The organism is Arachidicoccus sp., assembly GCF_050436765.1.
In the GTDB taxonomy this organism is placed as follows: domain Bacteria; phylum Bacteroidota; class Bacteroidia; order Chitinophagales; family Chitinophagaceae; genus Arachidicoccus.
In genome coordinates, this window is record NZ_JBNQGD010000273.1 from 1 (window position 1) to 11,622 (window position 11,622).

8 protein-coding genes are annotated in these 11,622 nt (G+C 37.3%); 2 read left to right on the forward strand and 6 right to left on the reverse strand.

Annotated elements, in window-relative coordinates; genetic code table 11:
* Positions 1–220 precede the first annotated feature (220 nt).
* Positions 221–2,479, forward strand: a complete 2,259-nt coding sequence (locus ACQR30_RS11865) for a DPP IV N-terminal domain-containing protein (RefSeq protein WP_429735342.1) — start codon at positions 221–223, stop codon at positions 2,477–2,479.
* A 94-nt stretch (positions 2,480–2,573) separates the two neighbouring features.
* Here ACQR30_RS11865 and ACQR30_RS11870 read toward each other — a convergent pair whose 3' ends face one another.
* The 6 genes from ACQR30_RS11870 to ACQR30_RS11895 all read right to left on the reverse strand — a co-directional run bounded on the left by ACQR30_RS11870 (position 2,574) and on the right by ACQR30_RS11895 (position 10,253).
* Complete coding sequence (locus ACQR30_RS11870; RefSeq protein ID WP_429735344.1) at positions 2,574–3,467, reverse strand: AraC family transcriptional regulator; 894 nt, start codon at positions 3,465–3,467, stop codon at positions 2,574–2,576.
* 164 nt (positions 3,468–3,631) lie between these two features.
* Positions 3,632–4,621: a hypothetical protein gene (locus ACQR30_RS11875; RefSeq protein WP_429735346.1), complete on the reverse strand. Its 990-nt coding sequence runs from the start codon at positions 4,619–4,621 to the stop codon at positions 3,632–3,634.
* A gap of 41 nt (positions 4,622–4,662) precedes the next feature.
* A complete protein-coding gene (locus tag ACQR30_RS11880) occupies positions 4,663–4,971 on the reverse strand; it encodes a hypothetical protein (protein WP_429735348.1) in 309 nt (102 codons plus the stop codon).
* A 35-nt stretch (positions 4,972–5,006) separates the two neighbouring features.
* A complete protein-coding gene (locus ACQR30_RS11885; RefSeq protein WP_429735350.1) occupies positions 5,007–5,360 on the reverse strand; it encodes a hypothetical protein in 354 nt (117 codons plus the stop codon).
* A gap of 17 nt (positions 5,361–5,377) precedes the next feature.
* Positions 5,378–6,979, reverse strand: coding sequence for a RagB/SusD family nutrient uptake outer membrane protein (locus ACQR30_RS11890; protein WP_429735352.1), 1,602 nt, complete (start codon positions 6,977–6,979; stop codon positions 5,378–5,380).
* Between the two features lie 52 nt (positions 6,980–7,031).
* Positions 7,032–10,253 carry a SusC/RagA family TonB-linked outer membrane protein gene (locus tag ACQR30_RS11895; protein WP_429735354.1) on the reverse strand — a complete coding sequence of 1,074 codons (3,222 nt, stop codon included), beginning with the start codon at positions 10,251–10,253 and terminating at the stop codon, positions 7,032–7,034.
* A 275-nt stretch (positions 10,254–10,528) separates the two neighbouring features.
* Here ACQR30_RS11895 and ACQR30_RS11900 point away from each other — a divergent pair.
* A partial coding sequence (locus ACQR30_RS11900; RefSeq protein WP_429735356.1) for a putative Ig domain-containing protein occupies positions 10,529–11,622 on the forward strand: 1,094 nt, incomplete at its 3' end.

The following is an 11,622-nucleotide window of genomic DNA, read 5'->3' on the forward strand; positions in this document are numbered from 1 at the left end:
ACTTCATCATGAATTGGTAGATAGTGGTAAAATGAGCAATAATGAATTTCATCAAGACATATTAAAGCAAAACAATATGCCTATAGAAATGGTGCGCGCGATATTGGAAAAAATACCTTTGCAAAGAGACTATTCATCTCAATGGAAGTTTTATAAAGAAATCGCTCATTAGGCTCTCTTCATTGATATCTAAAGACAATTTTGTTCAACAAGTAATAAAATGAAAAAATATATATCTATAGTCATCCTATGTTTTTCTATTAGTTTTTCTTTTGCGCAATCTCCTCAACTGCCTACTGCTCTTGCTTATCAGCGCGCTGAGAATTTTTCCTGGAGTAATTTAAGTCAACATATCTACCATTCATATGTTCGTCCTCAATGGTTTGAGGATGGTTCTGGGTTTGCATATAGTACCCGTACACGAAATGGGGAAAAATATTATACGGTTTTATTTCATGCGAAAGAAAAGCGGCCATCATTTGATCAGCAGCGTTTGGCAGACGCTTTGAGCCAAGCTTTACATGATAAAGTTTTAGCGAAAAAACTATCTCTTAATTATTTACACTGGCAGGATAAAGATCATTTCTCCTTTTATTCGGAAGGGAAAGCTTATAAAGTAAACTTGGAAAATGATCAAATCACACCTGTTGTTGGTAAAAAAAATAGAGATTTCGATGGAGATCACGAAATTTCTCCCAATGGGAAAGAAGTAGTTTACACTAGGGGTGGTAATCTCTTTTTAGAAAATAGTGATGGAACAAATGTTAGACAACTCTCTTCAAATGGTAATAAGCTATTTCTTTATGGCAGTGACTATGGTTGGGGGGATGTGATGGTCGGGGAAGATAAAGGCCCCGTTGCACATCTCTTTGCACAATGGTCTCCTGACGGTAAAAAGATACTAACGCAAATATTGGATGCTAGAAAGGGAGAAAAGATGTATTTGCTCAACTGGTCTATGGATACAATGTATCGACCTGTTTTGTTGTCCTATTATCGTGCCTCTCCGGGTGATTCCAATGATGTAGATTATATCCCCATTATTTACGATGCGCAAACAGGGAAAATGAGTAAGATAGATTTACCTGCTTTGCCACATTATTTAGGTGTGAATTTGCGTTGGACTCAAGATGGAAAGCATTTATATGGGTTATATTACCATCGCGGCTATAAACAGATGGATGTCATAGAAGTCGATCCTGAAACAGGGAAAGTAAGAACGGTATTGACAGATAGCAGTAAGACTTATGTGGAAAGCAATACACAATTTCGTTATATAGAAAAGAAAAATATTGCGATCATTAGTTCAGAAAAGAGTGGATGGAATCAATTATACCTGGTAAACTGGAAAACAGGTAAAACGCAGCCAATTACTAGTGGCAATTTTGTTGTCAAAGATATTATCTCTGTTGATGTGGATAATGATTTTATTTATTTTACCGCTTCAGGCAAAGAAGAAAATATTAATCCATACTATAACTTCCTCTATAAAATAAAATTGAATGGTGGGGACTTACAATTGTTAACCCCTGAAGCGTTGAATCACGAAATAACTTTGTCTCCAGACAAAAAATATTTTGTTGATAATTGCTCCTCTGCTACCTCTGCGACAAAATCGCTGCTAAGAAGTACTTCAAATGATAAATTAATAATTGCCATAGACAGCGCAGATATCCTGGATATTTTAAAGATGGGCTGGCAATATCCACAAATATTTACCGCAACCGCTCGCGATGGGAAGACCACTATTTATGGCGCTTTGTGGAAGCCCACCAATTTTGATAAAAATATTCATTATCCATTAATCGATTATTCATACACCGGTGCACAAACCAATGTGTTTCCCAATACTTTTTCCAAGGCTCTTTATTCTTTCTATGCATCCGCTCAGTCATTGGCTGAGTTGGGTTTTATAGTGATGCAAGTAGATGGATTGGGCTCTTCCGGTCGTTCTAAATCCTTTCACGACTGGTCCTATAGAAATATGGGAAATAATTTGGCCGATCATGTTTTGGCCATTAGGCAGTTGGGCAAGAGATTTAATTGGATAGATACAACCCGTGTTGGCATATATGGCCATTCTGCTGGGGGATATGATGCTGCACACGCTTTACTGGCTTTTAATAATTGTTACAAAGTAGCAGTAGCAGAATCTGGGGATCACGATTGGCGAATGGAAAAGGCTTGGTGGCCTGAGATGTATGTGGGGTGGCCGGTAGATTCGATATATCAAGAAGAGTCAAATATCACCCTGGCCCCAAAGCTTAAGGGTAAATTGTTATTGATTCACGGTGGTATTGATGAAAATGTAAATCCTTCAGAGACTTTTAAATTGAGCGAAGCATTGATTAAAGCTGGGAAGTATTTTGACCTTTTAATTATTCCAAGTGCTCATCATGGCTATCCTAATGCCTATATTCCTTATGTTGATAGAAAACGATGGGATTATTTTGTCAATAATTTAATCATAAAAAAATGACCGCGAAAAAGATTTTAGCCTTTCAGTTAATTTGATTAAAATAATGAGTAATCTCAGTTGGGTACTTTTATTTGCATTAATCTATGATAAACTTTTACACTGCATTTTCTAGAATGTTTTTATTTAATGATTCTATATAATGACTAGGTGCCTGTAATGTAATAGTTTTGAATACCCGGTTAAAATTTGTTATGCTATTAAATCCACAATTGTAAGCAACACTTGAAATGCTTTCAAAGTTACCTTGAGCAAATATTTTCCTTGCTTCATTGATGCGCACTTCATTCAAAAAGGAGACAAATGTTTGCCTCGTATGTTTTTTGAAATACCTACAAAAAGCTTGAGGTGTCATATAGGCTTGTTGGGCGATATTTTCCAATGTAAGGTTTTTCTCATAATTATGCAAGATGTAATTATAAATCTGACTAATGCGAATGCTTTCATTCTCGTTGTTGTAAACAGAGGAGATGCTGTCAGATAAACTTTCCATGGCAGGGATAGAGGCTAGTAAATTTAATAGCTCGATGAACTGTAATGTTCGCTCTAAACCATTATCCAAATGTTTTATCAGGTTCATTTTTGCAGAGACTTTTTTTACGGTATGCTCCGGTACTTTAAAGCCATATTGCGCTTTTTGAATAAAGGCACGCAGATTTTTAAGTTCTGGTATATTTAAGAGTGAATTGCTGATAATGGTAGGGTCGAAGAATATGTCCAATGAAAGTATTGCTTTGCTTTTTGGTGTTGCAAAATAAGAAGATGTGTTTTTAAATACATGAGGCTGATCCGCACCTATAATAAATATTTCATTAGTTTGAAACAAGTGCATGTTACCGCCTGTGACCAACGTTCCATGCCCCTTTTTGACCCATGTTATTTGCATTTCTTTGTGTTTATGCAAATACGGGTAAAAGTAGGGCAACATATCAGTTCTTGAAACTATGGTCGTATCATGTTTAATAGGGATGGTAAATTGTAATACTTTCATAGCAGACGTATTTATTAAAGAAGGCAAATCATTCTTTCACCAAGTTAATACAATTTTTTACACTATATATAATTTAGCCCAAAAAGGTTAAATTATTGTTTTATTTGGTTAAAATCCGGTCATCGCAAAAATCGAATTCCATTTTGCAAATGAACTATGGAAGATTATTTGTGCGTTGCATCTGTCATTTGAACGACTATCTCATAAGTGCCTTCGAGTTTTAGCTGAAACGAAAATACCGGATTTGCGGAAAACCCATTGGTGCTGGGCATATTGTCTATAGCTATATATTTACTTGGAATACGATAATACTGCAGGAATCCCCAATCAGTGCCGGCATTGTCGACGTAATTGGCTAAAGGAAAAGGGGCTACCTCGAAATTGCAAATCATTGCAGTATCTGTATAAGTTATCGGATGGAATTTGGCATAGGTGCCAAAGTAAGGACGATCGCCTCTTGTAATAACTTCGCCATTTTTTGGGTTAAACGGTACGCCGTTTTTATCAACTATTTTAACGATTGTGATAGCATTATCGCTGCTGATTTTTGTAATAGAGAATTTTATATTTTTCATAGTTGTAAAAGTTCCTGTTGCGTCATTTGAAGCACTACACGCAGTATATACGACTTCATATAAGTCGTCATCGGTTGGATCCAATACGTGTATATAACCAGCCGAAGGATAAATTTTAACGCCATGAACATTTGTGGCCTTGATGTCAAAGCAGTACATACCGGTAGGTAAATGGGCGGATCCATGGTTAAATACAAATTGCCCGCTAACCTGATTAAAAAAATAAGGTTTAAGTTTTACCGATTCTCTTTTTGCATTTAATAATGCTATGGTGGTGTCGGTCTGTGCATCAAAGGTTTGGCCGGGTTTAAATTGAGTCACATCATAGGTAGAATCAAACTCTTTAGGCGCTGATTGCCCTGTTAAGCTGTCTCTTAAATTGATTAGCTCAAATTTGACGGGGGGAGTGGAACCATCGAAATTTATTTTTTCGGAAGCGTCATAAGCGAGACCCCGGGTGCAAATAATTTCTTTTTGTGTGTAGCCCAAAGTATCGCTTAGAAAACCGGGAACTATTTTCGTGCATGCAGCGAAAATTATTCCTAAATATAAAATATACAAATATTTATTCTTATTCATTCTAATATAATTTTTATATGTATGAGCAATGTTGGATTTAATTAATGATCAGCCGTAGGCTCTGTATTAAAGAATAAACGATGATGACCGTCCAGTACGTGAATAATGCCGGTGGTGGTGATAATTCCCGAGGTCTGGCAATCATAAGAAATGTCTTTTTCGTTTTCAGGGATAGTCGACTGATCATCTATCAGATCGTCTCTGCTGCCAATGACTTTAGTAAAATTTACGTAATCAACATGATCTAGGAAGGTGCTATAGTCTGATGTGCTTCTTCGTAATTTGATCAAAAAACTTATATTGGAAATAACGCCAAATAAGCTATTGTAAAGTTTTCCCTTAAGTGTCATGTCATCTCTGTTAATTTTGCCTGTAAACATATAGGTCAATAGAGAATCTTTGAATTGATCCAGTGGAACGCTGTCAATGGTATAAGTAATGTTTTCATCATTAAGTTCGATGATTCTTTTTTGGCTGACACCCATTGATCTACACCATAATTAGTTACAGCAAAAAGGGTTATATCTCCATTTACTTTATCTTGTAATCCTGCCCGGTCAATCAAATGCACGAGTGAACTAAAGGAGCTGTCTGACTTTAAGAAATCGTAAGTTGACATATTTACATGCGGGTTAGAAACACCACCGTCGAATTTGTAATTATCTTTATTGCAGCTAACTGAAAGAAAAATGACCATCAGTAATAATGCTGCAATCGGATTGAAATATTTATAATTCATATTGTTTATTTTAGATTTTAAAGCTTGCCTTTCCAATAGTTAGTTTGAGAAAGATGGATGTTATCGCTGAAAAGTGAAGGATCTACAGGCCAGTAAAATCCTTCTTTTCTAAAGCGTGCCGGACTCATCCATGTAATGAAATCGCCGTAAGTTCTTGTTCGTAATAAGTCCCAATATAATTGCCCCTCCAAATACAATTCCTTGCCCCTTTCCAGAATATATTGGTACATTACATCATCTCTGGTGCTATTGGGATCTATAACATTATTGGGATTTGCGCCTCTTTTTTGCCTTAGATTGTCTATGATATTTATGGCCGCCGGTAGATTGTTTTTATAAATGGCAATTTCTGCTTTTAATAAAACCATATCAGCATAGCGTAATAAGATCATATTATTAGAGAGGTAGGGGTCGGTTTTGGCGGACGGATTTCGATAAACTACATTACTATATTTTAAGCATACCGGTTGGGTTTGCGCTACTTCAGTAAAGATCTTTCGATACCGGACGTCTGTAGAGTCATAAGCCGTATTCCATACCCATTGATTGGAATTGCTATCCCACACCCACTCGCCACCTCCAAATCCAAAATGTGTTGAGAGGTAGTCCTTTACCACGTAGAATCGTGGATTGTCACCCGCGGTTGCTAAATATTTTGTGGGTAAGAACCCCAGTCCAATGGCTGCATTGTCTCCTTCTCTGTCGTCTTCGCTTCTATTGATTTCAAAAATAGACTCAGAAGATTGTCCGATAAAAACTTTAGCATATGAAGCTGTATCTGCTAGGCTGTATCCTCCATTGGCCATTAATTTGTCAATCGTTGTGTCGGCACTATTGACGTCTTTCATAATCGGTTGATCTGAACTTACATTAGACATGGTTGCACGCCATAAATATAAGTGTGCCAGTAACGCATACACGGCCCCTTTATTAGCAGTAACGGCGCGATCTTCCTCGTTTTCATAGCCCCAATCAAGCAACTTAGCAGCTTGGTGGCAGTCTTTTTCTATCTGCGCCATTACCGTATCTTTGTCTGATCTTCCTAATTGTGGTGCATTGATTGGATTGTCATAAGATTGAATGTCCAAGGGTACATCTCCCCATATTCTTGTTAAGGTAAAATAAGTATAGGCGCGTATAAAGAGCGCCTGACCCATAATACTATTCTTAAAAGTTTCTACATCATCCACATCATTTTCAAGTAATTTATTGTCGATGGTAGGTATTTCTTTGAGAATCAAATTACTCATGGCAATCACTTGATAAAATCTACTCCAATTGCCGAGTGAAGTTACGTTATAGGTTGTCGTGAAATCTCCAGTTTGAATGGTTTCTAGCCCATCTCCGTTGTATTGTATGGTAAAATAATTCCCTGGGACTGCATCTCCATACATATAATAGCCGTCTTCTTTATAAGATAATGCGGCCCGAAGTAAACTATAATCCCCGGATAGTGCTGACTGGCAGTCGCTTACACTTTTCCAGAAAACCTGTAAATAAGGAGAATTTTTAGGTTCCTGATTTAAAATTTTCTGGCAGGAACTGAATATAGTTGAAAAGAAAAGGAGTGTGGCAACTGTAATAAAATGTATTTCTTTTTTGATTAAAAAACTTTTCATTATTATATTTTTAGTTTTTACTGATTTGGATGTACTGGTGGCTATAAATGTTTTAAAAATTAACCTCAAGGCCGAATGTAAATTTGCTTGGTATAGGGTAGCCATTGCCATCATACTCTCCATAGGCATTTACGTTCTCCGCATCAGGCAAGTCTTTAGATTTTTGCCATCTTGCAGGGTTATCTACAACTGCAAATAACCGGAATTTAGTTAGATCCCATTTCTTTAAAATAGTAGCAGGAATGTTATAAGATAAACTCAGGCTTTTTAGCCTTAAATAATCTCCACTAGTAAGGAAAAAAGTTTGATCACTACGGTAATAATACCTATAGGTGCCTAAATCCAGTTTGGCATACTGGGCTACATCACCTGGCTTCCTCCATATATTTATATTCTCAAAGGCGGGTAAGGCATATTGTGCCAGTCCACCAACAGCTCCCGTTCCAAGACCTGCAAAGGTGTTGAACAAGTCTGCCTTATATAAATCCAGTACGTCGCGGCCGAAGATGAAGGTGAAAAATAATCCAACGGTGAAATTTTTCCAGGTGAGGTTATTAGTCCAACCTCCGGTAAATCGAGGGTTTGGGTCTCCAATGGGGAGTTTGTCAGGGTTAATGCCGTCATTAAACGGGTCTATCTGATAATCACCATCCAGATCTGCTAAATAGAACTCCCCTGCTAAAAAAGGTCCCGTACCTACGGAAAGCTTGGCGCCATTCAATGGATTAATGGGTACATCCGCATCTGTTGAGAATACACCAAGTGTCTTATACAAATAGAAGGCATTGACAGGGCTGCCCACTGACAAAATATGAGATTTATTGAAGCGATCATAGGCCATTACTAAATCTCTACCTCCGTTAGGTAAATTCATTATGGCACTTTTGCTATAAGATAAATTTATTCGTGAATACCATTGTATGGGAGAATTACTAGATAGTGGATTTGCTGAAAGCGTAAAATCCACTCCATAATTACGTACGCCGATTGCATTGGTTAAGGCGGTCTGGTATCCTGAGTTGACGGGTAAGTTGATAGAAAATAGCTGTCTCTTATTTTCTTTGTTAAAGACATCTATTGATCCGCTATATTTTCCATGTCCTGTTTCAATATCCAAGCCCAAGTTCCATTGGGTTGATCTTTCCCAACTTAGATTAGGCTGGGCGGCGCCGTTTGCAAAATTGGGAGTTATGGAAGTGATTCCATTATAACTTGTAGCAGATGCGTTGCCTTCATAGCCGGCAGCATTTATATTATATAGGTTATATTGAAGATAATTGGAACTGGGTAAGCTACCAGTGGTACCTACACTTGCCCGCAACTTAAGCAAAGTTATAGTAGGTAAATTGTTTTTTATAAAGCCTTCCTCAGATAATAACCATCCGACAGAGATTGAGGGGAACGTCCCCCACTTGTTATTGGATCCAAAACGAGAAGATCCATCCGCGCGAATGGACGCAGCCAATAAATATTTTCCACTAAAATCATAAGATAATCTTGAGTAATAAGACAGTATCCCATAAGATTGATAATCAGATGATGTAGATATTTTATCTTGATTATAACCGTTAACAACCTGTATCGCATCGGAAACTCCGCCATAACCGTAAGCAGAAATAGGTTGCCACAAGTCGTATTGGATATCCTGACCTGCGATTAAATTGATGTTGTGTTTGCCGAAAGAGTTTGTATAGGTTAAGTAGTTAGAAGTAGAAATATTTGACTCGTTGTCGGCGTAGGCGCTTGAAGAACTACCATTACCGTTATTTAGCTCATTGGTTCTGCTCCAGTCTCTTCTTGATGTATTGTAAAGATAGGCAGAAAGTGAAGTGAGTTTAAAATGATCACTGAAGTTTACACCGATATTCATATTGAAAGTAAACTGTGTATTAGAGTTCTTGTCGAGTGCATTATTGTAAGCGCCCAGTATATAATCTTTCTTGTCCTGGCTTAAATTAAAAAGAGAAGAAGGCATAGATCCGGCTGCCAAACTGATCGGTTGACCGGTCGAGCCATTGCCTCTGCTACGATCCATTCTTGAAAATACGATTAGTGGGTTCAGGCTTACTTTTCCTTTGAGTGCATGCGACATTAAATTTAAGCGCATGGTATAACGCTTAAAGCCCGTTGCTTTGATAATGCCGTCTTCGTCATAGTAGTTAGCACTAAAGCGATAGGTGCTATTTTCTCCACCGCCAGTCATACCTAAATCTACATTATTGATAATGCCTGTTTGATAGAACATGGACTGATAATCAGTATTGGCGTTAAATGCAGGATTCAAGCTGTCCGTTAGCATATACGGCAGTTGTTGTTTTTGATTATAGGTTAGCTGCGCTGAAAGAAGTTGCATTTTTAATCGTCGTTCTGTTGTTCCCAGATCAACATTTCTCAGTTCGGGTTTTTGTGTAATCCCAATATAACCGTCCACATTTACTCTAGGTTTTCCAGATTGGCCTTTTTTAGTAGTAATTAAAATTACGCCATTGGCTGCCCGAGAGCCATAAATGGCCGCAGCTGAAGCGTCTTTTAATACATCAATAGATTCTATATCATTCGGATTTACGCCCCCCAAATAGTTAGTTCCGGTTCCTACATCTCCGGAAGAATAACTCTCAGTGGGTTGTGGCACCCCATCAATTACATATAGAGGGGAACTAATAACATTAAACTGATCATAAGTGGTGCTGATCTTTGAATTCCCCCTTACAGAAACCGTGGGAGCAACGCCAGGTTCTCCTGAGTAATTTTGTACATTAACACCGGATAACCGCCCTTGCAAAAGCTGGTCGAAGCTGGCCGCAGGCAAATCTTGAATTTCTTTTCCTGATATACTGGAGATGGCTGCCGTATTTTTTTTCCTCGTTACATTTTGGTATCCAATTACAATGACAGCATCAGATGAGTCCTTTTCATCCCGCTGCATCACAATAGTTAGATTATCACTGTTTTTTTGGCTGTTAATAACGGCATCTACATATCCAACGTAACTAATGATGATGTCTGCCTTAGGGTCGATTAAATGTAGTTGAAAATGACCCTTATCGTCTGTGGTAGTTCCATTTTTTTGATTTCCTTTTTCTTTTACAGAAGCTTTTTCTAAAGGTTGCTGTTGCTCGTTTAATACTTGTCCGGTTATTTCCTTTCCCTGTGTAGATTTTTGGGCAAAAAGAGGGCTTGAAAATAATATTACACAAGCTATTACAAGCGTCTTTTTGACAAATAATGGATAAGTCGTTTTTATTTTCTCGACTTTTGGCATTAGTTCTTTCATATGCTTTTACAATTAAGCTTGTAAAGCTATGGTCGTTGTGAAAAGATTAGTTGCCGGAATTTAACTTTTTATTATCCGTTTTTGCTTTCTTCTTTTGGTTAATATTCTATGCTTATTTAGCAAAATAGGAGAATGTGGTTTTTAATAATTAAAATATTTTTGGCCTCATTCATTATAAGATTCTGTGAGAGCTGGATTGATTTTTTTAGGTCAAAATAGACATAATTTCATGAAGGGCGGGTATGAATAGGTAAATTTTTTAAATGAAATTTTTTATGGTGAAAAATATAAAACTTTCCTACGGTATAGCACTTTTATTCACCTTGCTAATAAACAATATCACTATTCATGCGCAAAATAAGTTCCATCTCTCTTTAAACGAAGCAAAGTTTAAAATAGGAGATGATCCAGTTTGGAAGAATGCTTCTTATGATGACAGCAATTGGGAAAATCAAAAATTGGGCGAAATATGGGAACAACAAGGACACGCCGGTTATGATGGCTATGCTTGGTATCGAATTCACATAATCATTCCATCTTCTTTAAAAAATAAAGCTTATTGGAAGGACAGTCTGCGCATCAGTCTGGCAAATGTTGATGACGTAGATCAAACCTTTCTAAACGGTGTTGAAATTGGACATACAGGTAAGTTCCCCTATAAAAAGAACGGTTATGAAAGCCAGTGGGCTGCAGGAAGAAAATACACTGTTCCTCTACAGAATAAACTTATTAAATGGGATAAAGACAATGTGATAGCTGTGCGTGTTTATGATGGTGGTGGAGAAGGTGGAATATTTATGGGTAAACCTTTTATAGATGTTCTAGAACGGATTAACGGATTGAAAATGACAATGAATAACGATGATATTCGTTACGAATCAGCAAAGAAAGCTAAAGCCACTTTGCATTTGAAAAACCATTTTAATACAACAATTAGTGGGCAGTTTACCTATGCCATTTATGATGCGGAAATTGGACGGGATATTATTTCTCATTCCAATAAATTGGAATTAAATCCTTTGGAGAAAAAAACGATTACATTAAATGTTCCGCAAAAGCAGGGGATAATTATCAAGACTGATTTTACGGAGAACGGTTCCGGTTTACACCTAGACGAGAATAAGCCTTTTCCTTATATATTGACACGGGAAACGTCTCCTAGGCCGAGAATAAATGGCGCAAGTATCTTTGGTGTAAGACCGGGTCATCCAATTTTATATAAGATACCGGCAACAGGCGAAACTCCTTTGACATACGCAATAGAAGACCTGCCCAAAGGCTTAAATGTAAATGCTTCTAATGGAGTCATCTCTGGTGTTTTGTCCGATACTGGTACGTATCAACTACACTTAGTTGTTGAAAATAAACT

What these genes read in the sequence shown, in the direction of transcription:
- ACQR30_RS11875 (WP_429735346.1), bottom strand. Translation starts at nt 4,621, where the DNA reads ATGAATAAGAATAAATATTTGTATATTTTATATTTAGGAATAATTTTC.
- ACQR30_RS11890 (WP_429735352.1), bottom strand. Translation starts at nt 6,979, where the DNA reads ATGAAAAGTTTTTTAATCAAAAAAGAAATACATTTTATTACAGTTGCC.
- ACQR30_RS11865 (WP_429735342.1), top strand. Translation starts at nt 221, where the DNA reads ATGAAAAAATATATATCTATAGTCATCCTATGTTTTTCTATTAGTTTT.
- ACQR30_RS11885 (WP_429735350.1), bottom strand. Translation starts at nt 5,360, where the DNA reads ATGAATTATAAATATTTCAATCCGATTGCAGCATTATTACTGATGGTC.
- ACQR30_RS11895 (WP_429735354.1), bottom strand. Translation starts at nt 10,253, where the DNA reads ATGAAAGAACTAATGCCAAAAGTCGAGAAAATAAAAACGACTTATCCA.
- ACQR30_RS11870 (WP_429735344.1), bottom strand. Translation starts at nt 3,467, where the DNA reads ATGAAAGTATTACAATTTACCATCCCTATTAAACATGATACGACCATA.
- ACQR30_RS11880 (WP_429735348.1), bottom strand. Translation starts at nt 4,971, where the DNA reads ATGACACTTAAGGGAAAACTTTACAATAGCTTATTTGGCGTTATTTCC.